Source organism: Bradyrhizobium sp. MI1.3 (assembly GCF_055811695.1).
This window is the reverse complement of the sequence record NZ_JBVVPQ010000019.1, coordinates 1-25,144: the sequence shown is the minus strand read 5'-3', so window position 1 is coordinate 25,144 and position 25,144 is coordinate 1. Positions and strand designations below refer to the sequence as shown.

25 protein-coding genes, 1 tRNA gene and 2 pseudogenes are annotated in these 25,144 nt (G+C 64.1%); 18 read left to right on the top strand and 10 right to left on the bottom strand.

The window, feature by feature from the left end; all coding sequences use genetic code 11:
* The first annotated feature begins 223 nt into the window (after positions 1 to 223).
* The 8 genes from AC0L3A_RS16220 (at position 224) to AC0L3A_RS16185 (ending at position 9,516) form a co-directional block, all read left to right on the top strand.
* Positions 224 to 1,381 carry a thiolase domain-containing protein gene (locus AC0L3A_RS16220; protein ID WP_473254752.1) on the top strand — a complete coding sequence of 386 codons (1,158 nt, stop codon included), beginning with the start codon at positions 224 to 226 and terminating at the stop codon, positions 1,379 to 1,381.
* On the top strand, positions 1,381 to 1,770 hold the full coding sequence (locus AC0L3A_RS16215; RefSeq protein ID WP_007603084.1) for a Zn-ribbon domain-containing OB-fold protein: 390 nt from the start codon (positions 1,381 to 1,383) through the stop codon (positions 1,768 to 1,770). Before AC0L3A_RS16220 ends, AC0L3A_RS16215 begins: the two co-directional genes overlap by 1 nt.
* 214 nt (positions 1,771 to 1,984) lie before the next feature.
* Positions 1,985 to 2,845: a MaoC family dehydratase gene (locus AC0L3A_RS16210; protein WP_007603085.1), complete on the top strand. Its 861-nt coding sequence runs from the start codon at positions 1,985 to 1,987 to the stop codon at positions 2,843 to 2,845.
* Positions 2,846 to 3,027: 182 nt separating this feature from the next.
* On the top strand, positions 3,028 to 3,906 hold the full coding sequence (locus AC0L3A_RS16205) for an SDR family oxidoreductase (protein WP_007603086.1): 879 nt from the start codon (positions 3,028 to 3,030) through the stop codon (positions 3,904 to 3,906).
* Positions 3,907 to 3,934: 28 nt separating this feature from the next.
* Positions 3,935 to 4,888 (top strand): dihydrodipicolinate synthase family protein, encoded by a 954-nt coding sequence (locus tag AC0L3A_RS16200; RefSeq protein WP_473254751.1) that lies wholly within the window; start codon positions 3,935 to 3,937, stop codon positions 4,886 to 4,888.
* A 4-nt stretch (positions 4,889 to 4,892) separates the two neighbouring features.
* Positions 4,893 to 5,708: an NUDIX hydrolase gene (locus AC0L3A_RS16195; protein ID WP_354158541.1), complete on the top strand. Its 816-nt coding sequence runs from the start codon at positions 4,893 to 4,895 to the stop codon at positions 5,706 to 5,708.
* 80 nt (positions 5,709 to 5,788) lie between these two features.
* The gene (locus tag AC0L3A_RS16190; RefSeq protein WP_473254750.1) at positions 5,789 to 6,703 is read left to right on the top strand and encodes a DMT family transporter; all 915 of its coding nucleotides are present in this window, start codon (positions 5,789 to 5,791) and stop codon (positions 6,701 to 6,703) included.
* Positions 6,704 to 6,828: 125 nt separating this feature from the next.
* Positions 6,829 to 9,516, top strand: a complete 2,688-nt coding sequence (locus tag AC0L3A_RS16185; protein WP_007603090.1) for a PAS domain S-box protein — start codon at positions 6,829 to 6,831, stop codon at positions 9,514 to 9,516.
* A 99-nt stretch (positions 9,517 to 9,615) separates the two neighbouring features.
* Here the strand turns inward: AC0L3A_RS16185 and AC0L3A_RS16180 are convergent, their stop codons facing one another.
* Positions 9,616 to 9,966, bottom strand: coding sequence for a GrlR family regulatory protein (locus tag AC0L3A_RS16180; RefSeq protein ID WP_007603093.1), 351 nt, complete (start codon positions 9,964 to 9,966; stop codon positions 9,616 to 9,618).
* Between the two features lie 256 nt (positions 9,967 to 10,222).
* Here AC0L3A_RS16180 and AC0L3A_RS16175 point away from each other — a divergent pair, with 256 nt between their 5' ends.
* A complete protein-coding gene (locus AC0L3A_RS16175; protein WP_219684072.1) occupies positions 10,223 to 10,720 on the top strand; it encodes a hypothetical protein in 498 nt (165 codons plus the stop codon).
* A gap of 49 nt (positions 10,721 to 10,769) precedes the next feature.
* Here AC0L3A_RS16175 and AC0L3A_RS16170 read toward each other — a convergent pair whose 3' ends face one another.
* On the bottom strand, positions 10,770 to 11,153 hold the full coding sequence (locus AC0L3A_RS16170) for a VOC family protein (protein WP_007603095.1): 384 nt from the start codon (positions 11,151 to 11,153) through the stop codon (positions 10,770 to 10,772).
* A gap of 178 nt (positions 11,154 to 11,331) precedes the next feature.
* On the opposite strand from AC0L3A_RS16170, the gene AC0L3A_RS16165 reads away from it, so the two are divergent.
* From AC0L3A_RS16165 to AC0L3A_RS16155, 3 genes are all read left to right on the top strand, one after another.
* Complete coding sequence (locus AC0L3A_RS16165; RefSeq protein WP_473254749.1) at positions 11,332 to 11,901, top strand: hypothetical protein; 570 nt, start codon at positions 11,332 to 11,334, stop codon at positions 11,899 to 11,901.
* Between the two features lie 161 nt (positions 11,902 to 12,062).
* Positions 12,063 to 12,608 (top strand): hypothetical protein, encoded by a 546-nt coding sequence (locus tag AC0L3A_RS16160; protein WP_007603097.1) that lies wholly within the window; start codon positions 12,063 to 12,065, stop codon positions 12,606 to 12,608.
* Between the two features lie 151 nt (positions 12,609 to 12,759).
* Positions 12,760 to 12,836 (top strand) — tRNA-Arg (locus AC0L3A_RS16155).
* 59 nt (positions 12,837 to 12,895) lie between these two features.
* Here AC0L3A_RS16155 and AC0L3A_RS16150 read toward each other — a convergent pair.
* The gene (locus AC0L3A_RS16150) at positions 12,896 to 13,861 is read right to left on the bottom strand and encodes an AraC family transcriptional regulator (protein ID WP_354158532.1); all 966 of its coding nucleotides are present in this window, start codon (positions 13,859 to 13,861) and stop codon (positions 12,896 to 12,898) included.
* 437 nt (positions 13,862 to 14,298) lie between these two features.
* Positions 14,299 to 14,574, bottom strand: coding sequence for a hypothetical protein (locus tag AC0L3A_RS16145; protein ID WP_007603100.1), 276 nt, complete (start codon positions 14,572 to 14,574; stop codon positions 14,299 to 14,301).
* Between the two features lie 312 nt (positions 14,575 to 14,886).
* On the opposite strand from AC0L3A_RS16145, the gene AC0L3A_RS16140 reads away from it, so the two are divergent.
* On the top strand, positions 14,887 to 15,348 hold the full coding sequence (locus AC0L3A_RS16140) for a host attachment protein (protein ID WP_219684024.1): 462 nt from the start codon (positions 14,887 to 14,889) through the stop codon (positions 15,346 to 15,348).
* Positions 15,349 to 15,378: 30 nt separating this feature from the next.
* Here the strand turns inward: AC0L3A_RS16140 and AC0L3A_RS16135 are convergent, their stop codons facing one another.
* Positions 15,379 to 15,642 (bottom strand): hypothetical protein, encoded by a 264-nt coding sequence (locus AC0L3A_RS16135; protein ID WP_007603106.1) that lies wholly within the window; start codon positions 15,640 to 15,642, stop codon positions 15,379 to 15,381.
* 289 nt (positions 15,643 to 15,931) lie between these two features.
* On the opposite strand from AC0L3A_RS16135, the gene AC0L3A_RS16130 reads away from it, so the two are divergent.
* From AC0L3A_RS16130 to AC0L3A_RS16120, 3 genes are all read left to right on the top strand, one after another.
* Positions 15,932 to 16,378 (top strand): hypothetical protein, encoded by a 447-nt coding sequence (locus AC0L3A_RS16130; protein ID WP_007603109.1) that lies wholly within the window; start codon positions 15,932 to 15,934, stop codon positions 16,376 to 16,378.
* Between the two features lie 101 nt (positions 16,379 to 16,479).
* The gene (locus tag AC0L3A_RS16125; RefSeq protein ID WP_354158529.1) at positions 16,480 to 17,352 is read left to right on the top strand and encodes a DMT family transporter; all 873 of its coding nucleotides are present in this window, start codon (positions 16,480 to 16,482) and stop codon (positions 17,350 to 17,352) included.
* 90 nt (positions 17,353 to 17,442) lie between these two features.
* Positions 17,443 to 18,186, top strand: coding sequence for a hypothetical protein (locus AC0L3A_RS16120; protein WP_219684021.1), 744 nt, complete (start codon positions 17,443 to 17,445; stop codon positions 18,184 to 18,186).
* 57 nt (positions 18,187 to 18,243) lie between these two features.
* Here the strand turns inward: AC0L3A_RS16120 and AC0L3A_RS16115 are convergent, their stop codons facing one another.
* The 3 genes and pseudogenes from AC0L3A_RS16115 to AC0L3A_RS16105 all read right to left on the bottom strand — a co-directional run.
* A complete protein-coding gene (locus tag AC0L3A_RS16115) occupies positions 18,244 to 18,573 on the bottom strand; it encodes a histone (protein WP_354128526.1) in 330 nt (109 codons plus the stop codon).
* A 66-nt stretch (positions 18,574 to 18,639) separates the two neighbouring features.
* Positions 18,640 to 19,243 (bottom strand): annotated as a pseudogene (locus AC0L3A_RS16110) (FAD-binding domain-containing protein); the annotation flags it as partial.
* A gap of 7 nt (positions 19,244 to 19,250) precedes the next feature.
* Positions 19,251 to 19,334 (bottom strand): annotated as a pseudogene (locus AC0L3A_RS16105) (hypothetical protein); the annotation flags it as partial.
* A gap of 184 nt (positions 19,335 to 19,518) precedes the next feature.
* Between AC0L3A_RS16105 and AC0L3A_RS16100 the strand changes: the two are divergent.
* On the top strand, positions 19,519 to 21,249 hold the full coding sequence (locus tag AC0L3A_RS16100) for a methyl-accepting chemotaxis protein (protein ID WP_473254748.1): 1,731 nt from the start codon (positions 19,519 to 19,521) through the stop codon (positions 21,247 to 21,249).
* Between the two features lie 56 nt (positions 21,250 to 21,305).
* On the opposite strand, the gene AC0L3A_RS16095 is transcribed toward AC0L3A_RS16100, so the two are convergent.
* Complete coding sequence (locus tag AC0L3A_RS16095) at positions 21,306 to 21,965, bottom strand: peroxiredoxin (protein ID WP_473254747.1); 660 nt, start codon at positions 21,963 to 21,965, stop codon at positions 21,306 to 21,308.
* Between the two features lie 392 nt (positions 21,966 to 22,357).
* On the opposite strand from AC0L3A_RS16095, the gene AC0L3A_RS16090 reads away from it, so the two are divergent.
* Positions 22,358 to 22,930 (top strand): hypothetical protein, encoded by a 573-nt coding sequence (locus AC0L3A_RS16090; RefSeq protein WP_007603116.1) that lies wholly within the window; start codon positions 22,358 to 22,360, stop codon positions 22,928 to 22,930.
* 40 nt (positions 22,931 to 22,970) lie between these two features.
* On the opposite strand, the gene AC0L3A_RS16085 is transcribed toward AC0L3A_RS16090, so the two are convergent.
* The gene (locus AC0L3A_RS16085; protein WP_473254746.1) at positions 22,971 to 24,836 is read right to left on the bottom strand and encodes an alkaline phosphatase family protein; all 1,866 of its coding nucleotides are present in this window, start codon (positions 24,834 to 24,836) and stop codon (positions 22,971 to 22,973) included.
* Between the last annotated feature and the right edge of the window lie 308 nt (positions 24,837 to 25,144).

The following is a 25,144-nucleotide window of genomic DNA, read 5'->3' as shown; positions in this document are numbered from 1 at the left end:
CCCCCCCCCCCTAAAAAACCCAAAACGCGGCGCCCTAAAATTTCCGGTTTGTGTCCGGGGGCCCTCCAATTGACGATTTCGGAAGCAGAGGCCCTCTCACGGCACCTCGGCCATTTGCGCGAACCCGCTGCCCTCTCGCCCGGCGGAATATTTCCGCGCTTGCCAACAGGGCGGCAGCGGTTCAGAAAAAACCGGAAGTGAGACACGCCAGCGGAGACCTTATTTGACCATCAAGGGCAAAGCCTACATTGCCGGGATCTACGAACACCCGACCCGGCATGCGCCGGACAAATCCACCGCCCAGCTCCATGCCGAGGTCGCCAAGGGCGCGATCGAGGATGCCGGGCTCAGCAAGGACGATGTCGACGGCTATTTCTGCGCGGGCGACGCCCCGGGCGGCGCCTGGCCGATGGTCGATTATCTCGGCCTGAACACCAAGAAACTCCGCCATGTCGATTCCACCGAGACCGGCGGCTGCTCCTACATCATCCATCTCGGCCACGCCGCCGAAGCGATCGCCGCGGGCAAGTGCTCGGTCGCGCTGATCACGCTGGCCGGCAAGCCGCGTACCGGCGCGATGCCGCCGCGCGCGGCCGGCGCCGAGGCCGATTTCGAGACGGCTTACGGCGCGAGCACGCACAATGCCTACGGCATGTGTGCCATGCGTCACATGCACGACTACGGCACCACCAGCGAGCAGCTCGCCTGGATCAAGGTCGCGGCCTCGCACCACGCGCAATACAATCCGCATGCGATGCTCAAGGACGTCGTCACCGTCGAGGACGTCCTGAACTCGCCGATGATCTCCGATCCCTTGCATCGCATGGATTGCTGCGTCGTCTCCGACGGCGGTGGCGCGCTGATCGTGACCACGCCCGAGATCGCAAAAAGTCTGAAGAAGCCGCTGGTCAGACTGATTGGCCACGGCGAGGCGATGAAGGGCCCGCGCGGCGGCAAGGATCTCGACCTCACTTACTCCGCCGGCATCTGGTCCGGCCCGCGTGCCTTCGAGGAAGCCGGCATCACGCCGAAGGACATCAAATACGCCTCGATCTACGACAGCTTCACCATCACCGTCTTGATGCAGCTCGAAGACCTCGGCTTCTGCAAGAAAGGCGAGGGCGGCAAGTTCGTCGCCGACGGCAATCTGATCTCGGGCGTCGGCAAGCTGCCGTTCAACACCGACGGCGGTGGCCTCTGCAGCAACCATCCCGTCAACCGCGGCGGCATGACCAAGATCCTCGAGGCCGTGCGGCAGCTGCGCGGCGAGGCGCATCCGAAGGTGCAGGTCAAGAATTGCGATCTCGCCATCGCCCACGGCACCGGCGGGCTTCTCGGCGTCCGCCACGCCGCCTCGACTGCGATTCTGGAGCGCGTGTGATGAGCGAAGCCAAGAAATATCCGGCCCCGGTGACGAACCCTGAGACAGCGGCGTTCTGGGACGCGGCCAAAGAGGGCAAGTTCATGATCAAGCGCTGCACCGCCTGCGGCGAAGCGCATTACTTCCCCCGCGCGATCTGCCCGTTCTGCTACTCCGACAAGACGGTGTGGGAGGAGTCTTCGGGCGAAGGCACGATCTACACTTACAGCTTGATGCGGAAGTCGCCGACCGGTCCTTACGCGATCGGCTACGTCACGCTGAAGGAGGGGCCGTCGCTCCAGACCAATTTCGTCGATTGCGATCTGACGACGTTGAAGATCGGCCAGAAGGTGAAGGTGGTGTTCAAGCCGACGGACGGGGCGCCGCTGCCGTTCTTCACGCCGGCGTAGTAGGCGCGGCGAGTTCTTCCCTTCTCCCCTTGTGGGGGAAGGTGGCGCGAAGCGCCGGATGAGGGGTATCTCTCCACTGAGAGATTGTTCGATGAGGAGCGAACCCCTCACCCAAACGAGTTTGTTGCGGGCACCTTGTAGCCCTCTCCCACAAGGGGAGAGGGCGCAACAATGGGCGCCGCTCAGCTGAAGCTGCCGGGAGGAAACAACAAAAATGTCCGCCAGATACGACGAACTCAAAGGCCTCAAGAACCTCGGCCAGAAATATGCCTACACCGACCGCGAAGTGATGCTCTATGCCTACGGTATCGGCCTCGGCGCCGATCCGATGGACGAAAACGAGCTCGCCTTCGTCAACGAGGGCACGCTGACGCCGCGACCGCTCAAGGTGGTGCCGACCTTTGCGTCCGTTGCGGCGTGGGGCGCGGGTCCGGGCGAGATGAACCTCAACCGCGTGATGGTGGTCGACGGCGAGCGCGACATCACCTTCCACCAGCCGCTGCCGGTCGCCGCGCACATCACCGCCGATTCCTCCGTTGTCGAAGTCTACGATAAAGGCAAGGACAAGGGCGTCGTCATCAGCCACCAGACCGTGCTCAAGAACGAGAAGGGCGAGAAGCTGGCAACGCTGGTCGCCTCGCGCTTCGCCCGCGGCGACGGCGGCTTTGGCGGGCCGAACCTGACCCAGCCGGATCCGCACAAGATCCCGTCGCGCGCACCCGACACGACCATCGACATCGTGACGCGTCCCGACCAGGCGCTGGTCTATCGCCTCTGCGGCGACCGCAACCCGCTGCACTCCGACCCTGAGTTCGCGAAGAAAGCCGGCTTCCCGCGTCCGATCCTGCACGGCATGTGCACCTACGGCATCACCTGCCGCGGCGTGCTCCAGACCTATGCCGACTACGATGCCTCCGCCTTCCGCCAGCACGTCGCGCGGTTCTCCTCGCCGGTCTATCCCGGCGAGACCGTGACCATGGACCTCTGGAAGGACGGCAGCGTGATCTCGTTCGAAGCCAAGGTGAAGTCGCGCGGCGTCACCGTGATCAAGAACGGCAAGACGGTGTTGGGTTAGCAACACGCGACGGCCGTCGTCTCCCTCGCCCCGCACTTGCGGGGAGAGGGCGGGGTGAGGGGCTCTCACCACGAGCCGAGACGGTATTGAGACCTGTACCCCCTCACCCGGATCGCAAGGGCGATCCGACCTCTCCCCGCAAGCGGGGCGAGGTAAGAAAAACAAAACCAGGGAGAGCCACCATGGGACTACTCGACGGGAAGGTTGCGCTGATCACCGGCGCGGGCGGGGGGCTCGGTGAGGCCTACGCGAAGCTGTTCGCGCGGGAAGGGGCCTCCGTCGTCGTCAACGACCTCGGCGGGCCCCGTGACGGCTCCGGCGCCGACACATCGATGGCGCAGCTCGTGGTGGATGCGATCAAGGCCGAAGGCGGCAAGGCCGTTGCCAATCGCGCCGACATCTCCACGATGGAAGGCGGCCAGTCGGTGTTCGACGACGCCATCAAGCATTTCGGCCGCGCCGACATCCTCGTCAACAATGCCGGCATTCTGCGCGACCAGACCTTCGCCAAGGCCTCTGAGTCCGACTGGGACAAGGTCATTAAGGTGCATCTGAAGGGCACCTTTTGTTGCACCATGCCGGTGTTTCGCTGGATGCGGGAAAACGGCGGTGGCGTCATCGTCAACACCTCCTCGACCTCGGGCCTGATCGGCAATTTCGGCCAGAGCAATTACGGCGCGGCCAAAGGGGGCATCTGGGGCCTGTCCAACGTGCTGGCGATCGAGGGGCGCAAATACAACATCCGGATCTGGACGCTTGCGCCGGGCGCGCTGACCCGCATGACCGCAGACCTGCCCCGCTATAAGGAGAACCCCGGTGCGGCGCTGGGGCCGGACGGCATCGCGCCAGCCGTGCTATACATGGTCAGCGATTTGTCGGGCGACCAGACCGGCAAGGTGCTGGGCGTGTCCGGGCCCCGCGGCGTGCGCGAAATGCGGATGATGGAAATGGACGGCTGGAAGCCGCCGCACACGGGCTGGAACGCCCAGGACATCGCCGATCATGCCAAGGAGATCTTCTTCTCCGAAGAGCAGATCAAGATGGGGGCGCGGCGGTTTTAGCCATCGACAGAGAGAAACAAGGACAACGATGAAGCTCACCGCCGACGCCAAGGGCACCTTCGCAATCGCGCCGACGCCGTTCCACGATGACGGCCGGATCGACGAGCGCTCGATCGACCGCCTGACCGATTTCTACGAGGAGGTCGGCTGCGACGGCGTCACGGTGCTGGGGATCCTCGGTGAGGCGCCGAAGCTCGATGCCGCCGAGGCCGAGCAGGTGGCGGTACGCTTCGTCAAGCGCGCCAAGAAGATGCAGGTGATCGTCGGCGTCTCCGCGCCGGGTTTTGCCACCATGCGCTCGCTGGCGAAGGCCTCGATGGGGGCCGGTGCAGCCGGTGTGATGATCGCGCCGCCGCCGTCGTTGCGGACCGACGACCAGATCATCGGCTATTACAAGCAGGCGGCCGATGCCATCGGCCCCGACGTGCCCTGGGTGCTCCAGGACTATCCGCTGACCTTGTCGGTGGTGTTCACCCCCGCCGTGATCCGCAAGATCGTCACCGACAATCCGAACTGCGTGATGCTCAAGCACGAGGACTGGCCGGGGCTGGAAAAGATCTCGACGCTGCGCAATTTCCAGAAGGACGGCTCGCTGCGGCCGCTCTCGATCCTCTGCGGCAATGGCGGGCTCTTTCTCGACTTCGAGATGGAGCGCGGCGCCGACGGCGCCATGACCGGCTATGCCTTCCCCGAACTCCTGATCGACGTCGTGCGACTTTCGAAGGACGGCAAGCGCGACGCCGCCCATGATCTGTTCGACGCGCATCTGCCGCTGATCCGCTATGAACAGCAGCCCGGCGCGGGCCTTGCCGTGCGCAAATACGTGCTGCAGAAGCGCGGCATCATCGCCTCCAGCGCCCAGCGCAAGCCCGGCGCCACCATCACGCCCGCGGCGAAGGCAGAGGTCGAGTACCTGCTGTCGCGCGTCGCCCGCGTCGACAAGCGTGCCAATCTCGGCCCGCAATCCAGTGCCGCAGGTTAATCGAATGGCCGAGGCATCAGCATCACGCCCTGCGTCGACGATCCTCCTGCTGCGCGACGGCGCGAAGGTCGACGGCAAGAGCCGCGACGAAATTGAAGTCTTCATGATGGTCCGCCATCATCAGATCGAGTTCAATTCGGGCGCGCTGGTGTTTCCCGGCGGCAGCGTCGATGCCGGCGATCAGGAGATCGTCGCCCGCTCCGATCTGTATTCGGGCGGCGAGGGACTGAGTGAAGCGGACCGCGGATTTCGGATCGCCGCGATCCGCGAGACCTTTGAGGAAAGCGGGATCCTGCTGGCGCGGTCGAAGGATTCCGGCACGCCGGTGGATGCCAGGCGAGCCGGTGAGATCGCCGATGCGCATCGCGTCGCGCTCAACGAGCACAAGATCAGCTTCCTGAGCATTCTGGCCGATAACGGGCTCCAGCTCGCGCTCGATACGCTGGTGCCTTACGCGCACTGGATCACGCCCGAGGGGATGCCAAAACGTTTCGACACCTGGTTCTTCCTTGCGGCAGCGCCGCCCGACCAGCTCGGCGCGCATGATGGCCGGGAGTCGACCGACTCGATCTGGGTCTCGCCGCGCGAGGCGGTGGAGGGAGGCGAGAGCGGCCGCTTCAAGCTGCCGTTCCCGACCACGCGCAATCTGATCCGGCTCGCCAAGCAGGGAAGCGTGAGCGCGGCGCTGGAGCACGCCCGCGGCATGTCCGTCGTGACGGTGATGCCTGTCATGACCAAGACCGAAACCGGCCGTCAGCTCCGCATTCCCCGCGAGGCCGGCTATGACGGCGAGGTGTTCGAGGTCGGGGCGCTCGGCTAGAACACTTCGACACACAACGAAGTATCGGCGAGGGCAGACGCGCTAGGTTCCGTCCCTGACAACGGGATCGAGCGCGCGACATGGACAACCGACAGGACAACAACATTGCCGTCGAGCTGGCGTTGCTGCTCGCGCTGGCGACGCTGTGGGGCGGCTCCTACACCTTCATCAAGCTCGGCGTCGCCACCATTCCGCCGATCACGCTGATCGCGGCGCGCACCACGATTGCGGGCCTCCTGCTGCTCGCGATCATGTGGGCGCGAGGCATCAGGATGCCGACGGATGCCGCGACCTGGCAACGCTTCGCCTTCCAGGCCGTGCTCAACAGCGTGATCCCCTGGACGTTGATCGCCTGGGGCGAGCGGCACGTCGATGCCGCGCTCGCGACCATCCTCAACTCGGCCGGCCCGATCTTCACCTTCCTGCTCACGGCCCTAGTGACGCGTCACGAGGCGACGACACCGCGAAAGCTGGTTGGCGTGGTTGCCGGCATGGCCGGCATCCTGCTGATCGTCGGCGTCGACGCCGTCCATGATGTCGGAAGCGGCCTCGTCGCGGAGGCCGCTATCGTTGCCGCCACCATCTGCTACGCCTGCGCCGCGATCTTCGGCCGCAGCTTCAAGGGCCTCGATCCCATGGCGCCCGCGGCCGGCTCGCTGCTGGCCGGGGCGGCGGCGCTGATCCCGGCCTCGCTTGTCGTCGAGCAGCCCTGGACACTGTCGCCCTCGCTGAGTTCCGTGCTGGCACTGCTCGCGCTGGCGACATTCTCGACCGCCGCGGCCTTCGTGATCTATTTCCGCCTGATCCAGACCCTGGGCTCGGTCGGCACCACGGCGCAGGCTTATCTCCGCGTGCCGATCGGGGTTGCCATCAGCGTCGCCTTCCTCGGCGAGAGCCTGAGCCGGACCGCCTGGATCGGCCTTGCCTGCGTCGTTCTCGGCGTCGCCGCCATGACCATCCCGGCCCGGCGGCCGGCCGACGTCAAAACGTCATAAAGCCGAGGCGGCGGGGGTCCGGCAGGGCTGCAATATTAAGGATATTCGGCGGCGAGACGCATGTTCCCCCGGGACCGCAATACGTCGTATATTGGAGCTCCAATAGCCGGGTCCTCACATCACCAATGTCCGCCGAATTGACGCCGACCCCTGAGAAAAAGCGAACATTCTCGCTCTCCATCGGCCAGCTCACGTTCGGCAGCTTCCTTCTGGTGCTGGCGGTGATCATCGTCACCTCGACCGCGAGCGTGATCGCGATCCGGCACATCGACACGACCTTTGCCGAGCTGCAGCGGCTGCAGAGCGTCGGCGACCTCGCCGAGGACATCGACCGCCGCATGAACGAGCTGCGGCTCGCCGCGCGCGACTTCGTCACCGATCCCGGCGCCGGCATCCAGTTCAAGCAGGTGGGCGAGGCGGCCTCGACGCTCAGCGACATCCTGAAGAAGACCCGCATCGAGCTCGTGCCCGAGCAGCAGGACATGATCGACGGCGTCAGCGAGCGGCTTGCGACCTATCGCAGCGGGCTGGAGCGGATCTCGACGCTGATCGACCGCCGCGCCCAGCTGCTTGCCGGCCTGCCGCCGCTCCGTGACCAGTTCGACGCGGCTGTCTCTGGCACTGCGGACCGAGAGCTGGCGTCCCGCTTGTCGGAAGCGCAGAGCCGGATCGCGCTCGGGTTGCTTGCGCGCAACCCGTCTGCGGCTGAGCAGGCGGCGCAGAGCATGCGAGCGATGGGCGTCACTGATCCCAAGCTCAGATCGGCCGTCAACGACTACGCCGAGGCGATCATCGCGGTCGCTGTCCGTGAACGGCAGATCGCCGACATCGATCGCGAGGTGCTGGGAACCGAGGGCCGGCTGATCGGCCGCGTCACCGAATTGCTGCGCGAGGTCAGCGCCCGGCGCGGTCACGTGCTGTCGCGCGACTTTGCCCGTACGCTGACGGAGGCGCGCTGGCAGAGCATCGTGCTCGGTACCATCGGTGTGCTGATCGGTATTCTCGCGGCCGGCTTCGTGGTGCGGCGGACAGTCCGTCCGCTCGCCCAGATCGCGCGGTCGATCCGCGCGCTCGCAGCCGGCGAGAAGAACACCTCGATCCCGTCCGCCGATCTCGACAATGAGATTGGCGACATCGCGCGGGCGGCCGAAGTGTTCCGCCGCGCGCTGGAGGAGGCCGACACGGCGCGCGAGGCGGCGGTGCGCGCACTGACCGAGCAGCGCCTCGCCGAAGAGAGCTACCGGAAACTGTTCGAGGGCTCGGTCGATGGCATCTATGTCACGACGCCGGCCGGCGACCTTCTCAACGCCAATCCGGCGCTGGCGCGGATGATGGGCTATGACAGCCCGCAGCAGCTGATCGACAGCATCAACGACATCGCCCACACCATCTACGTCAATCCCGAGGCGCGCGTCGAATATCAGCGGCTGATGGCACGCGACGGCATGGTGCGCGAGTTCGAATACCAGGTGCGCCAGCGCGGCGGCGACATCCTGTGGCTGTCCGACAGTGCCACCGGCGTCCGCGACGAGGCGGGCAAGATCGTCCGCTACGAGGGCACGCTGCGCGACATCACGGACCAGAAGCGCGCGGAAGACGCCATCGCCGAAGGGCGGCGCCTGCTCCAGCAGGTCATCGACACCGTGCCCGCGGTGATCAACGTCAAGGACCGCGACCTGCGCTACGTGCTGATGAACCGCTATATGGCCGGCATCTTCGGCATCGAGCCCGGCGATGCGCTCGGCCGCACCACGGCCGACCTGATGTCGCGCTATGGCGCTGCCAAGTCCGACGAGAGCGACAAGCGCGTGCTGACGCTGCGGAAAGGCCTCGGCTTCTACGAAGAGGAGTACATCGATGCTTCCGGCCACATGCGGCAATGGCTCGTCAACAAGCTGCCGCTGCTCGATGCCGAAGGCGAGATCGAGCGGATCGTGACCGTGGCGCTCGACATCGGCGAGCGCAAGCGCGGCGAGCAGGAGATGCGGAAAGCCAAGGAATCCGCCGAGACCGCGCTGCGCAATCTGCGCGAGACCCAGGCCTCGCTGATCGAGGCGGAGAAGCTGGCCGCGCTCGGACGCCTCGTCGCCGGCGTCGCGCACGAAGTCAACAATCCCGTCGGCATCAGCCTCACGGTCGCCTCCGCGCTGGAGCGCAAGACCGCTATGTTCACCGCCGAGGTCGAGCGTGGCGAGCTGCGCCGCTCCACGCTCAACGACTTTCTCCATACCAGCCGCGACGCGTCCTCGCAGCTCGTCTCCAATCTCAACCGGGCCGCCGAGCTGATCCAGTCGTTCAAGCAGGTTGCCGCCGACCGCAACTATTCGGACCAGCGCAGCTTCGATCTCGGTGACCTCACCGAGCAGGTGGTGATGAGTCTGCGGCCGGGCCTGCGCAAGCACAATCTGACGCTCAACGTCGAGTGCCAGCCTGATCTGACCATGAACAGCTATCCTGGACCGTACGGGCAGGTGCTGACCAATCTGTTTCTCAACGCGGTGGCGCACGCCTTCCCGGACGGTCGGCCGGGGACCATCGACATCCAGGTGCGCGAGTCCGGCAAGGACAATGTCGAAATCATCTTCTCCGACAATGGCTGCGGCATGTCGCTCGACGTCCGCCGCCGTGCCTTCGATCCGTTCTTCACGACGCGGCGCGACCAGGGCGGCACCGGCCTCGGGCTGCACATCGTCTACAGCATCGTCACGAACAGGCTCGGTGGACGGCTCGATCTGGATTCCGAACCGGGCAGCGGCACACGCATCCAGATCATCCTGCCGCGCGTGGCGCCGCTCGAGCAGGCCGCGGAATAGCTCGAACGTTTTCGAGCGAAGTAGATGCCGGTCCGGGTGTAGAAAACGCGTCGAAACAACAATCCAGAGCTTCGGTCGATTCAATTAAAACCCGAAGCTCTAGTCGGCCTCTGCAAGCTTGTGCAGCGTCGCGCCGAAAATCTGGCTGGCCTTGCCGACCAGCGCGGTGCCCGTCATGTCCCCGCGCGTCTCCGTGAAGGTGCCGCTGACGCCGATGCCGACCGCGGCAGGCCCGCCGAACAGCGGATTGTCGTCGCCCCGCGGCGAGGTGTGACGCTGGACCAGCACCTCACCCTTGAAGGTGTTGTCCTTCACCGTGTAGCTGCCGGTGTAATAGAGGTAGGCATCGCCGCCAAGAATCTTGCCGTCGCGAAAAAGGATCACGCCGCTGCCCTTGCCGACCCGACCATCGAGCAGGTTCACGTGAATCGAATAGAGGCCGTTCTTCATAACGTCCCGAGGCCGGCCGCCGTCGCCCAATGGCGTAACCGGTAGGCATTTATGCCAAAGCGCATGCGGCCGCGCAACGCGGGAGTTTGGCCGCCGGCCTTGCGAGCCTGTCCGTGAGCCGTAGTTGTCCCGGCTTGTCTATGACACCGCCATGACGGTCTGATCATGAAGCGAGGCCAGTCGTTGCGAATCAAGTTGGCCCGCGAAATGCATAACCATTGTTGCACTGGCCGCGGGGTGCTGGAGCAAGACAAACGTGAGCAACTGGATCGATTCCGGCGGCGAGGAGCCGCGTCTGTACAGTGTGCGTCCCACGATTTGCGAAACACGACAACAGCGGATTGGCGGCGCGGTACGCTGGCGAACCGTGGCGAGCCTCGCTTGCGCCCTGGCCTTGATCGCACTCGCACCCCCCTTCGGGCACGCGCGCGACCGCGGCCAGTTCGTCAACACCAATGCCGAATTGAAGGCCTGGTTCGACGGACTGCGAAGCGGCAAGGGGCCTTGCTGCTCCGATGCAGACGGCTCGGCACTCTCAGACACCGACTGGGACAGCAAGGACGGGCACTATCGGGTCCGCGTCCCGCGCTATGGCTACGTGATCGACGGCCGACCGCAGGAGCTCGTCTGGGTCGAGGTGCCAGAGGAGGCCGTGATCTCGGAGCCGAACCGGGTGGGACGCACCATGGTCTGGCCGATCTACGGCTACATGGGCGTGGCCATCCGCTGCTTCATGCCCGGCAGCATGACTTAGGCGCGCGGGGCCGCACGTCGCCCGGTGCGCCGATGCGGCGCGCGCCGTGTCAGGTATATTTCTTGTCGCGCTCGAGCAGCTCGATGGAGATGCCTTCGGGGCCGCGGATGAAGCAGATCCGCACGCCGGGGCGGATCGTGGTCGGTTCACGCGTGAAGGTGACGCCCTTGGCCTTGATCTCGGCGGCGACGGCGTCGATGTCCTTCACCGTGAGACCGAAATGGTCGAGCCCCTGATGCGGGTGCGGCGGCGGCGGGTTGACCGCGTTGTCGCCCTCGAGTGGCGCAATGAAGATCCTTGCGCCTCCAAGATTCACGTCGATCCGTCCGGGAGCTTGCACGATCTCGCCACCAAGGATGTCCCGCAGCCAGGCCGCCGTGGCCTCCGGATCGGGGCTGCGCAGATGGACGTGATCCCAAGTGACGACTGGCATTTCATGTTCTCCCGACGGGTCTTGACGTTGCAGCGCATGTTAGCGGCCTCGGCCGGTGACCGCCACCGCTCTTGCCGACTCGCCAATGCGCGGGAACCTTAGTTCGTCTTCCGGATTAAGGTAAGCAGTGGCGGAATCCGTTGTCGAACGTGCTTCCGCCGCGATCGGTGAGGCAACCATGAACGCTGGGTTTGACCGCATCGGGTTAGGGCGTTTCGCCGGGCCCGGCGAACGACTGGCGCGGGCGGTGACGATCGCGAGCGTTTCATTTGGGCGAGGCCTGCTATGGCTGTTGGCGGCCATCATCGTCGGTTGCGGCGTCTGGATGCTGCTCCCTGTTTCCAGAGGCAACAGTGCCGAACCGGTGAGGTCTGACGTGGCAGCGGTCGAGACGGCGCCTTTGGGCGATGCGGCCGCCCCGTCGTCGCCTTCCGAAGCTCAGATTCCGACAATGGCAGAACTCGGTCGGATCAGGATTTCATCTCAGACCTGGCGCCGCGGCGGCCTTGGCTCGAAGGCGCTGGTGACGCTCACGCTCCGCAACGACAATGACTATGCCGTAAAGGATGTCGAGATCGTCTGCGCTTTTGCGCGGCGCGATGGCAGTCATCTCACCGACCGCAGCCGCGTTCTGGCTGATACGGTCGGCATGAAGAGCCGCAAGACTTTTGCGCGCATTCCTGTCGGCTTCGTCAACGTGAATGCCGATCAGGCGAAGTGTTCGCTTGTGGCAGCACGCCGGACCTAAGGCCGGCATTTTCCGGTAGCGGAAAAGTTACTGTCCTGGGGGCTTGGGCAAAAAACTTGGCGTCGCCATTTGAACCGAACGGCTGGGCCAGGAACCAATTAAATGATCGCCCGTTAAGGCGGAGAGCCCACGCGGGGATGCGACGGGCGGAGCGTGGCCAAATGCCCATTTTTCGGTATTTCTTCTTTGTCGGTGGAGCCTTGCTCGCACTGCTGTTCGCGGCGAACTCCGTTCTGCCGACTTCGCCTGTGACGCAGGCTGTCGCAACCGCAAGCAACGAACAGCCTTTGATCCGGATCCGGTCCGATCGCCACCTGCCGGAGCGCGTCGTTCTCGACACCAGTCAGCCGACGCTTGCCGCCCCTGCGGTGAAGATCGCCGCCGTCGCGGCTCCCCAGCCGCCCGTGGAGAGCATGTCTCCGGCTTTGGCCGAGATTTCAGCCAAGGCACGGGTCCGCGAGACGTTCGCCCAATTCACGCCGGCCGCGAAGGCCAATACCGCTGCCGCCAAGAGGACCGAAGCCAAGACGCAAATTCAGCCGCAAGTTCAGGCGCAGGCCCAGCTTCCTCAGGCCCAGCCCCCTCGGACCCCGGCGCAGCAGCCCAAGCGCAAGGTCGCCAGAACGCGTCCGATGCCGCAGCAAGGTGGGCCGATGATGGTGATGGCGCAGCAGCCGCATTTCGGCTTCTTCAACAGCACTTGGTAAGAGCGGGTCCGACCCTTCTCGAATCCGGCGGGAAGGGCTTTTTATTGGCCGGCCTCTCTGCTAATTCGAACCCATCCGAACGTCGTCCGGCCTGCTGGCTCGCCAGCAGCGATCTGGGGCGTCTCGGTTGCGGCCCATTGCCTGGGCCAGGGCGCTCGTAGCTCAGCTGGATAGAGCATCGGATTTCGATTCCGAGGGTCGGGAGTTCGAATCTCTCCGAGCGCGCCAATTCCGGATATGTTCCGAAGAGGCGTTGACAACAACGACCGTCGCAGCGGCCTGGCCCGTCAGCCTGCCGTCGGACCCGCTTGCCGGCCCCGTGCCAGCGTGTCGGACGGGGTTTCGTGGAAGGTCGCGCGGTAAGCTGCGGAAAACTCGCCCAAATGGTGAAAGCCTTGGGCGCGCGCGCATGTGGCGACGGTGGCGCCGCCGCCCTTGAGAAGGCGAGACCGCGTCGCCCACAATTTTTTCAGGCGAATGTACTGGTGCAGGCTCATGCCACACACCTTGCTGACGGCGCCGCCGAGCGTCCGGATCGAGACGCCAAACTCGCCGGCGAGATCGGCGGTATAGATCGGAGCAGTCTGATGTGCAGCGACGTAATCGTCGATCCGCTGCACGAGTTTGATCGACCGCTCGCCCTGGACGGAGGCACTCCGGTCTGAGAGTGGATCGATGCGAAACAGATCGTCGAGCGCGAGCAGCAGGCCTTCCTGGAGATGGGCGGCGACCTCAGTCGTTTCGAACAAGGCCGGCTGCACCGACGCGGTTCGCAGAATGTCGAGAAGGAGCTGCCGTGCGTGGAGCAAAGCGGGGCGGTTCGCGCCGTGGGCCCGCAAATCGTCCGCCTGATCGAACCAGCCCCGGTCACTCAGGCCGGGTGAGAAGATGATCATCGCATGATGATTGGTCCGACGCTCGACGAAATGGCATTCATCGCTGCCGCGGAGCGCGATGAAGAAACGCGCGTCCAGATCCATGCCCTTGGAATTGACCTGAAGGTCGTCCGTCATGGGCAGGATCACCATCCCCCCGGGCATCCGATAGGCGCCGTCGAGGATGCGCGCGAACGAGCGCATCATGACGATGCGGCAGCCGGGCAGGGAGACGACAGCGCGAGCCGCCGCGAAATTCCGGACGTCGAGCGGAATGCTTCTCGCATCCTCCATCGACTCGATCGGCCGAAACGCATCGACGTCGGCAAAGCCGATCAATCGAAGCGCGGATGATGGGGCGAGGGCGTCGAACAACATGCGTGTGGCCGGCTGCCGCATATGACAATCAAATGAACGTCAGAACATCGCCATCAATGGCGAAACATCGCGTTTCAGTAAACCGGATTCCGGGCCGTAGTATTGCGGACATCATGGCATGCAGCCCGGCGGATCGATGTCGTCGTCAACGGTCTCGCGTCATCGGCTGGCCGGAGGCGAGGTCGATGAAATGCAGCCGCGTGCAGGCGGGACAGGCAAAGGAGGCAAAGCTCTGTGCCTCCTTTCTCTGTTGCTTCTCAAGATGTGTCTGCACATTCATGCCCGTCTGGGGACATCGAAAAACGATCAAATCGACCATCGTCGGAGAATGATGGCGTGGCGGATTTCGTCTTTGATCTAGATCAGTTTTGGAATGACTCCAGACCAACATCCTTGATCTCGCAAAAGCGAAGGGGCCCCGGAGGGCCCCTTTAGAATCACCAGCGGCGATAACGTGGTCCGTAGTAGCGCGGGCCACCATAATAGCGCGGCGCATATCGGGGACCGTAATAGGGGGCCGGGGCACCGTAGTATCCATAGTAGTTCGGGCGCCAGAAACAACGTCCCCAGGCGTCACAGACCATGCGGACCTGCTCGACGTCCGAGACCCGCGGCGTCGCAGGAGCTGGCGCGATGGGCATGGCAGACGCCGCCGGCGATGCGGCCAACGCACCCAACAGGGACGCGGCGACGAGGCCAATTCTAAGCTTCATGATGTCTTTCTCCGCTTACGCAATACAGGGATATCGAAGTTTGTTCTGATCAAATTGTGGCGGGAGCGAAATGTAATGCTGATGAACAGGTCTTCAGCCAGCCCGCCGCAGGCCTGACCTTTAGCTCCGCCAGACTATCCCAGGTTCGTGCTCTTGACCAATGCTGCGCTTGCGTTGCGCTCCGCGGGAAATCGCCGCCATCCTTGATCCCGCGCAATCCAACTGTGCAGCTTCGCCCCTAAGCTTGGCGTCGTGGCCAGCCTTCCGAGCATTTCGAAGAGCCGGCTCGCGAGGTCGCTTTGGAGCTGTGCAATGGACAAAATGAGAATCGACAAGGGTGACTGGCTGGTCGTGTGCGACGGGCGCAAGGCGCTCATTCTGGAAAACCTCGGCGACGAGATGTTTCCGAACCTCCACACCAGGGAGGTGCACGAACAGCCCAATCCCTCGACCGGTGCGCAAGGGACCGACGCGCCGGGCAGGCTCCATGGCGCGGCCGGCAGCACGCGCAGCTCGGTAGAGCAGACTGATTGGCACGACGAGGCCGAGCGCGCCTTCCTGCGCGGCCTGGCCGGACGGCTCGATGCCGCCGTTAGCTCAGGCGAGACCTCGGCCTTGACCCTGGTGGCCTCGCCGCGTGCGCTTGGGATGATCCGCGCCGATTATTCGGACGTGGTGCGCAAGGCTCTCCAGGGCGAGGTCGGCAAGGACCTCGTCAAACTGCCGGTCTACGAGATCGAGAAGCAATTGCTGCTGTCGGGCGCCGCCAAATAGCGGCCCCCGCAGAGGACGCGCCTGCGCTCCTCAGAAGCAGGGGTGCCGGCGGCGGTCCTGGCCGACATAGGCGGCTGCGCTCTGGTAGCAATGGTTGGTCGACGGGCCGTCGTACAAGGCGAACGTCCCTGGCGTGATGCCGGGCCCGTAATTGTGCAGATAGCTGATCGGGTAGGGCAATGGGTTCGCGTAGTGGCGGTGGTACCGGTGATGTCCCCGCGCCTCTGCGAGGCCGGGGGCAAGGATTGCGGCCGACAGGGCTGCAATCGCGGCTACAAGCTTCAACTTGCTCATCTCGAATCTCCGGAACCCGCACGAATAGGTCAGCCGTTTATAGCCAGTTCGGGCGGCCGGAGCACCCGTCTGCCGCCCGAAAACCGGGGCCAATCCCGCAGATTCCCGGGTGGGTGTGACAGAATTGCCGGTTCTATGGTCCAGACCTGCCCATTTTTGGCCTTTTCGAGATGCTTAACGAATTCCCCACACAAGTGTGACCAAAGAGAATTAGCTCAAGACTCCTGTTGCCGGCTTTTTGGGGTCCATAGGCCGGTCCATTCCTGAAGGCTTTCGCCGTCACCTCGCCATGCGCATCACGCTTCTGAGCCTGCTGTTGCTCTCGGTCGTCGCCGCCACGCCGGCGCGCGCCGAACTGCACATCACCCGCGACCACGGCGGCTATGTCGAGGAGTACAAGGCCAAGTACAAGCGCGTCCGCGAGAAGGGCGAGCGCGTCATCATCGACGGCATCTGCAACTCGGCCTGCACCCTGGTGCTCGGCATCGTGCCGATGAACAAGATCTGCGTGACGCCGCGCGCCAGCCTCGGCTTCCACCAGGCCTACTACGACAAAGCCTTCACCTTCGGCATCAAGGTCACCAGCGCGGAGGGGACGTCCGACCTGATGGCCTATTACCCCGACACGGTGAAGGACTGGATCCGCCGCAATGGCGGGCTCACCACCGATATGAAAAAGATCAAGAACGGCGTCGAGCTCTGGAAGATCATCGATCCCTGTCCGGACGAATGGTGAGCGGCTGAGCAGCCGCTCCGTCGCAGCGCAGCATCGTCTGAACGGAATTGGCCGAAATTCGCATTGCCGCATTGGCCCCCGGTGGGGCAATGAGGGCGGCAATGAACCAAAATCAAGAAGCCCTGACCGCCCGTGCCGCGCCGATCCTGTTCGTCCTGCTTTGGAGCACGGGCTTCATCGGCACCAAATACGTCGTCAACAATGCCGATCCCTTGACCTACCTCGCCATCCGTATGGCGTTCGTGGTCGGTCTGATGGCGATCATCGCCACCGTTGCGCGACCGAAATGGCCGGACCGTATCGGCATCGCGCACAGCGCGGTCGCGGGCATTCTCGTCCATGGCTTCTATCTCGGCGGCACCGCAATCGCGATCGCGCACTCGATTCCGGCCGGGCTCTCCGCGCTCATTCCGGGCCTTCAGCCGATCCTGACCTCGACCATCGCCAACCGCTGGCTCGGGGAGAAGGTGACGCCGGTGCAATGGGCGGGGCTCGTGCTTGGCCTCGGCGGCGTGGTGCTGATCCTGCACGGCCGTCCCATGACCGGCGAAGCCGGGCTCGGCTGGCTCGCCTCCGTGGTTTCGCTGATCAGCATCACGCTCGGCACGCTCTATCAGCGCCGCTACTGCAACCATATCGACTGGCGGGCCGGCAATCTCGTGCAGTACGTGTCCGTCACGATCTTCTTCGCGATCGGCGCCTTCCTGTTCGAGGACCGCGTGGTGCACTGGACGCGCGAGTTCATGCTCGCGCTGGCCTGGCTCGCCGTGGCGCTCTCGATCGGGTCGATCGGGCTGCTGTACTGGCTGATCCGCCACGCCGCCGCCACGTCTGTTGCAAGCCTGTTCTATCTGGTGCCAGCCGTGACGGCGCTGATGGCTTATCTGCTGTTCGGAGAAAAGCTCGATGCGCTGGCGATCGCGGGCATGGTGATGTGCGCGGCCGCGGTGTTCGTGGTCAACCGACGCTTCTAGGACCGGCGGGCCGGGCCGCCGGAATACATCCCTGACGTGCGTCGTGCTAGGCTTGGGGCATTTCAGCCTCCCTTTCACACGGTGATTTCCATGAAGAAAGCGCGTCGTGCACTGCTCGGCAGATCCCTGAAGCCAGTCCGGATTGCCTGCCTCAACTACGCGGAGCCGATGATCAGCGGCCGCAAGATGGCCAGGCTCACAGCGGCGCTCCAGAAATGCTACGACAAGCACTTCCTGCCGGTGTGGGGCTATCCGGTCGACCTCTATGTCACCGAAAAGCCGAAGCCGGGCGACTGGCAGCTGGTCTATTTTGACAAGGCGTCCCACAAGAACATGCTCGGCCGCCACGAGCTGACGCATCGCCGCCAGCCGATCTCAAAGATCTTCGTCAAGGCGCTGGGCGATGAGCCGGTCAGCGTGGCGGCCTCGCACGAGCTGTTCGAGATGGTGCTCGATCCCATGGCCAATCTGTGGGCCGACAAAAACCCGAACACCCAATATGCCTATGAGGTCTGTGACGCCGTGGAAGAGGACACCTTCTTCGTGGCCGGCTTTGAGATGTCGAACTTCGTCTATCCCTCCTGGTTCGAACCGTTCAAGCACCGCCCGGGCACCAAGTTCGACCACAAGGGAACGTTGAAAGAGCCGTTCTCGATGACCAAGGGCGGCTACGTCATCAAGAAGGTCAACGGCAGGAAGGTGATCAAGGCGTTCGGCTCGCCCGAGAAGCGGCGGCGCTTCAACGCCGAGGACCGGCGAGGTCATCGCAGCGAATTCCGAGATCCGCAAGGCGTCCATCACCCGGGCCGGCGTGCAGCCAAGCGGCGAGGGTAGGGTATCGCTGGAGCCGTCTCCGGGCGCGTCCACACCCGGAGACCTCGGCCTTTGCGATCAGCGCTTGGCCTTCTTGGCCTTCTTTTTCGACTTGGCAGCTTTCTTGGTGGCCTTCTTTGCCGTTTTCTTTGCTGCTTTCTTGGCCGCCTTCTTCGACGACTTCTTTGCAGCTTTCTTCGAAGTCTTCTTGGCGGCCTTTTTCGAAGTTTTCTTCGCAGCCTTCTTGGCTTTCTTCTTGGAAGCCTTCTTCGGCGCTACTTTCTTTGCAGCCTTCTTGGCGGCTTTCCTGACCTTCTTCACCGCAGTGACAGCGGCGTCCTTGGTCGCTTCCACGGCGGTGGTGATCGTATCCATCGCCTGTTCAGTCATTGGCTTGTCGTCGTCCATATCGTCCCCCACGGTTTGCATGGAGCGATGACGATAGCGCGTTTCATAATTGTGTCAAAGCAACGCTCAACCTTTGCGGATCTTTGCGTAGACGGCGAGCGCGCGCTCACGTCCCTTGGCATGATCGACGATCGGCTGCGGATAGCTCTTGCCGAGCGTGACGCCGGCGCTCGCAAGCTCGATCGGCGTCGCCGCCCAGGGCTGGTGGATCAGCTTGGTCGGGACGTCGATCAGGAGGTGGTTGACCAGGAACGAGGCGACCACCTCGCACCCGGTTGTGCATCACGCCAGTGTGCCAGAGTTCGCGCAGGCCGGCGTCGACGATGGGATAGCCGGTGCGGCCACGCTGCCAGGCTGCGAGCGCCTTGGCGTCGGGCTTCCATGGGAAGCCATCGAAGTTTGCTTGCAGGTTTTCGGTGGCAAGGTTGGGATGGTCGTGCAGCAGGTGCCGGCAGAACTCACGCCAGCCAAGCTCGCTCAGGAACTTGTCGACGCCGGGACCGATCGCGGAGTTTTCCGCCGCGGCAAACCGCGCGGCGTGCCAGACCTGGCGCGGGCTGAGCTCGCCGAACCTCAAATGCGGTAACAGATGTGAGGTCCCCTCCCGGTCCGGGCGGTTGCAGCGACTGCTCCAGCCACCAGCGCGCCGCGGCGCCCGGCGCTCGCCCGGCCGCGTCATCGAGCACATAGAGGCAGATCACCGGCGCGCCGGTCGTCGCAGCGGCCTTGGCGGCAGCGTGGAGGGCGGGGTGATCGGACAGGCGAGATCATCGCGAAACCAGACGATGATGGGCAGAGCGCTTGGCGTAGTCCTTAGCGTAGTTTTGGGCGTGGTCAGGGGTATCCTCGTTAACGATTTGGAAAGCATGTCGCGATGGGAACCGCGTTAATGCGGCCGTAAGCCGATTGCACGAATATGCAGGAATTACAGGAGTCATTCCATTCATGTACGGACGAGCAACGGCGAAGTTTCTGCCGCAATTCAAACTTGGCACCAAGGCGCTCCTGTGCGCGGTGCTGCTGATCGCCATGAATACGGCGCTCGTGGTCGGCGCCGGCTATTGGTCGCTCAGCTCCGCTTTCAATGATCGTGCGCTGCGCGATATCGAGGTGAGTTTGCGCACGCTGGCGCTGGCCTTTGCCGAAATCGTACCGGATGCGAAGATCACGATGCGGGATGGCGCGGTCGCGCGCGCCGAGATTCCCAAGATGCCGGACTTCAGGGATCACGCCATCGTCGATCGCGCGGTGTCCTATGTCGGCGGCAACGCGACCCTGTTCGTGTTCGATGAGGCGAGCGGGCAGTTCGTGCGGCGCTCGACCAACGTGAAGAAGGAAAATGGCGACCGCGCCGTCGGGACCCAGCTTGCCGCCGATCACCCGGCGCAGGCGCTGCTGCGTCGTGGCGAGGCCTACAAGGGCCCGGCCACCCTGTTCGGCAAGACCTTCATGACCGCCTATTTCCCGATCGCCGACGCCAGCGGCAAGGTCGCCGGCATCCTCTATGTCGGCATCCCGATGGCCCAATTCGAGAGCATGCTGGCCCAGACGATCGAAAGCATGGCGGCCGCCGCCGGGCTCGCCGCGCTGCTGGTGCTGGTCCTGACCTTGCTGGTCGTCCGCCGTGTCACCAAGCCGCTCACCTCGGTGACGCGCTCGCTGACCGCGCTCGCCGAAGGGAAAAGCGACGTCGAGATCGATTGCGAGGATCGCGCCGACGAGATCGGCGAGATCGCCCGCACGGTCGCGGTGTTCAGGAGCAATTCGCAGGAGCGGGCGCGGATGCGCAGCGAGCAGGCGGCGGCTTCGGCTGCAGCCGCCGATCAGCGCAAATCCGACCTGCGCAATTTCGTCGAGGAGTTCCGTGGCGGTGTCGGCGGCATTCTCGACAAGGTGCTGACATCGTCAGGCGAATTCGAGCGCGCGGCGCGGCAGCTCACCGACACCGCGCGCTCCACCGCCGATCTGTCCGCGCGGTCGGCCGGAGCTTCCGAAAACGCCTCCGAGCACGTGCGTTCGGCGGCGTCGGCCTCGGACGAGCTGTCTCAATCGATCTCCGAAATCACCCGGCGGGTGCAGGAATCGAATGTCATTTCCGCTGAGGCGGTGCGGCAGGCCGAGGCGACCGATCAGCGCATCGCGCAGCTCTCCGAGGCGGGCGCGCGCATCGGCGATGTCGTCAAGCTGATCACCTCGATCGCCGAGCAGACCAATCTCCTGGCGCTGAACGCGACCATCGAGGCCGCGCGCGCGGGCGATGCCGGCCGCGGTTTTGCGGTGGTGGCCCAGGAGGTCAAGACGTTGGCCGGCCAGACCGCCAAGGCGACCGACGAGATCTCGAACCAGATCGCCAGCATGCAGCTTGCGACGGAGGAATCGGTTGTCGCCATCAAGGCGATCAGCCAGACCATCGAGCGCATCAGCGGCATCGCGGGGTCGATCTCGGCTGCGGTCGAGCAGCAGAAGAGCGCGACCCAAAACATCGTCGCCAGCGTTCGCGCGGCGGTATCGGGCACGGCCGATGTCGCCGTCAACGTCCGTCAGGCCGCCGAGGGTGCGAACGAGACGGGTGAGACGTCCAGCCGGATGTTTGCCTCCGCCCAGGCGTTGTCGGGCGAGAGCCTGCATCTGAAGGCCGAGGTCGAGGGCTTCCTCGAACGCGTACGCGCGGCGTAAGAGCTAACATCGTCATCCCGGGCGGCGCTGACGCATCGCCCGGAATGACAGTTCCGTTATTTCGGCTGCGGCACGATCCGGATGTAGGGCTTCGGCTCCTTCCAGCCCTGCGGGTAGATCGTCTTGGCCTCGTCATTGGAGACCGAGCCCGCGATGATGACGTCGTCACCCTGCGACCAGTCGGCCGGGGTCGCGACGCGGTGCTTGGCGGTGAGCTGGAGCGAGTCGATGACGCGGAGGATCTCCTGGAAGTTCCGGCCCGTCGTCATCGGATAGACCAGCACCAGCTTGATCTTCTTGTCCGGCCCGATGATGAAGACGTTGCGGACGGTCTGGTTGTCTGCGGCGGTGCGGGTGAGGGGATCGCCCCAGATCGCGGCCGGGAGCATGCCGTACAGCTTGGAGACGTTGTAATCGGTGTCGCCGATCATCGGATAGTTCGGGGCCGCGCCTTGCGTCTCCTTGATGTCCTCCGACCATTTGGCGTGGCGGTCGACCGGATCAACCGAGAGGCCCATCAGCTTGACGCCGCGCTTGTCGAATTCCGGCTTCAGCTTGGCGAGCGCGCCGAGCTCGGTCGTGCAAACCGGCGTGAAGTCCTTGGGGTGCGAGAACAGCAGCGCCCAGCTATTGCCGATCCAGTCGTGGAACTTGATCTTCCCTTCGGTGGTCTCGGCTTCGAAGTCGGGGGCGGTGGCGCCGATCGGAAGTGTCATGGTTCTACCTCATGTTATTGAATTTACTTGCGAATTCATCTTGGACCGTGGTGACCATTATAGGGGCTCCACGATCCCAAGTGAACGCTAACTGAACTGCTTCAAGTAAAATGTGAATTCCTTCTTTGAAGGCCTGATTTCCTAGCACCTTTTTGTTACAGCCGCGCCTGCGGCGAAACATCTCCACCGGGGCTATACGGGCGCGATTGCCCCGAGAAAGCCTTTTATGACTTCCATCACGCTCGCCCGTCGCTTCCCAGAACCGAAATGGTCCTGACAGCGACCAATTGGCAACCATCTCAAAAAGTCGCGACCCCCGTACCGAATCATTAACCACCCCTTTACGCCGGCATGAAAATGCTGGCCGATCAGAAGAAATCTGGAAGTGAACTATGTCTGCCGCTGCGCATAAGTCTATTGAGTCGCCGTCCCTCGAACCGTCCTGCCGCGATACCTCGGCCCATGCACTGACCATCGTGCGCGACGGCGTGATCACGGGCGAAGGCCCGACCACCAAGGGAAGGGTCCATTTCTCCCGCTCGCTCGATGCCGATGACACCGCCTGGTGCGCCCGCATCCTGACCGCCACGGCCGTCAACGACCAGCCGATCAGCCGCACTGAGGCCGAAGTGCTGTTCGAGATCAACGAAGCTGCGACCGAGCGTACCGATGGCGGCCGGTTCGACGACCTGCTCGCCAAGGCGGTGGCCCATTATGCCGCCAGCGCCTCCGGCCTGAAGGTACCGCCGCGCAGCGTCGCGCTGTCGGCCGAGTCCGATATCGAGGGCTGGGCGCCGTCCTATGCCTCCAAGGTCAACAGCGAAATGCTGGAGTGGATCGCCGGCCAGATGCGCGGCAAGCGCCACAACAACCGTCGCCTGATGGCGATGGTGGCGACCTTCCTGGGCGCCACCGCGCTGCCTCTGGCGGGCCAGCTGCCGAACGTGTTCGACATCGGCATGTAAGATTCTGCGCCTCTCACGAGGACGCATTTGAACGGCGGGGTTATTTCCCCGCCGTTTTTTGTTTGCCGGCGTCCGGCTCCAGCCCGAGCGTGCGACCCGGGAAGCCGGCGGCGTCGAAATAGCGCTGGCTGCCGACGCGCTGGAAGTTCAGCACGGTCTGCAGGCCGTTCTCGGACTTCTTCGACTTCTCGCCCCCTTTGTACGCCTTCGGCATGATGCCGTTGGGCAGGGCCTCCGACATCACGCGGCCGACGAGGCCGCCGTTCTGCGAACTGCGCAGGCCGAGGAGCTGGGCGGCCGTCATGCCGACGTCGGCATTGCTCACCGGGATCTCGCTGACATAGCCGGCTTTGAAGTCCGGGCCGATGGCGGCCATGAAGTTCATGGTGTCGCCGCGGCTGAAGCTGCCATGCATGCCCTGGCCCTGGCGCAGCACGGTGTCGGCGACCTGCACCGAGCAGTTGGTCGGCGCCTCGCCGCAATCGCTGGCATAGGAGCGGAAGTTGACGACGATCGCCGGCGTCGGCGTCGCCGCCTTGCCGCGCAGGTTGATGCTCGACAGCGGCAGCGTGCCCGGGAAGCGGCCGAGCGAGTCGTCGACGAACAGGCCGGAGACGTAGTCCTGCTCGAGCAGCGTCTTGACGGTCCTGGCCGCCAGCTTCTTGTCCTTGTTCGGCAGATAGATCAGGTCCGAGCCGCCATTAGTAGCGACGACGAGATCGGGCTTTTCCGGATCCTTGCCGAGCACGCCGTTGCCGGCCTTGGGATGCTTGTTGCCCTCGACTTTGGCGTTCTTGTCGTTGGGATCGAACAGCGGCAGGTCGAGCGCCTTGGCGAGGTCGAGCGCCAGAAAGCCCATCGGCAAAAAGTCCTTTGGCGTGTCGTCATAGCTGAGCTTGGCCGAGGGGCTGGTCTTGCTTTCCTTGGAGATGGTCGAGAAGCCGTGGTCGGCCTGGACCATGATGTTGGTGGTGGCGGCAAGGCCGAGCTCGTCCAGCGCCTTGCGGAGCTGGGCGAGGTTGTTGTCGGCATTCTTGATGCCGGCCATCGAGGTCGGCCCGTTGATGCCGGGCATGATCTGGTTGAGGCTGTCGCCGGTGTTGTGCTGACTGCCATCGGGGTCGCGCGACCAGAACACCAGCACGAACGGCTTGTTGCGCGCCTTGAACATCGGCAGCACGACCTTGGCCGCGACGTCCGCGAAGTAGGCCTGCTGCGCGACGTTGGCGACGATAGTGCCGGGCGTCTTGGCATCGCCCGCCTTGGAGTTGTCGCCGCGCGGCGGCGTTGCGAGGGGCAGGCCGGCCTTGGTGAGAGCGGCCTTGACCTCGTCTGACAGCGCCACGCCATTTTTGCCGCCGGTGGCATCGTCGAACACGACCGAATGCAGGCCGGTCTTTTCGGGCTTGTCGGTGTGGTCGAACTGATAGGTCGGGCCGTGCTTGCCAAGCGCGGCCGTGCTGTAGCCTTTGTCCCGAGCCAATTTCAGGATCGTGTCCTCGTTGAGATAATCGCCCTTGAAATGCTCGTCGATGTCGCCGAGCACGGCGTCATTCTCGATGAAGGGGACGACGGTGTCGCCGGCGGGCACCGAGGTGTAGTTGGTCCAGATCGTGTTGGAGAACACGCCGGTGTCGCCGAGATAATGGCCGGTCGACATCGCCGAGCCGTTGGCCATGGTGAAGGTCGGGAACAGCGAGTGCGAATTCTTGAAATTGACGCCCTTGTCGCGGATTTCGGCCATTGCGGGGGCGGTCTCGGGTGTGACCTTCAGCGCCCGCAGGCCGTCCGGAATGAACAGGATCAGGTTGCGGGGCGTGTTGTTCTCAGCGGAGGCGGGTCCGGTCGAAAGTCCGGCGGACAACACTGTCAGTCCGGCTGACAGCAACACCAGTGAACGGCGCATCAAAATCTCTCCCTGCGAGGCGGCTTGGCCGCCAACCGCGGCCCCCGGCTTCGTTTAGTTTCGCTGCATGACGGTTTTGTTACAAGAGCGGAGCGGCATGTAAAGAAGGGCAGGGGCCCCGCTCTGCGCGGCGTCCGGGGCACGAGATCGCGGTGTCGGCAGGCAACTGCTTCAGCATCGTCATTGCGAGCGTAGCGAAGCAATCCAGAATCTTTCCGCGGAGGCAGTCTGGATTTGGTTGGGGGGCGGGGCAATTAGGGGGGGTTTTGTGGGCGGGGGACCCGTGCCATTACAAATTTGATAGCAAA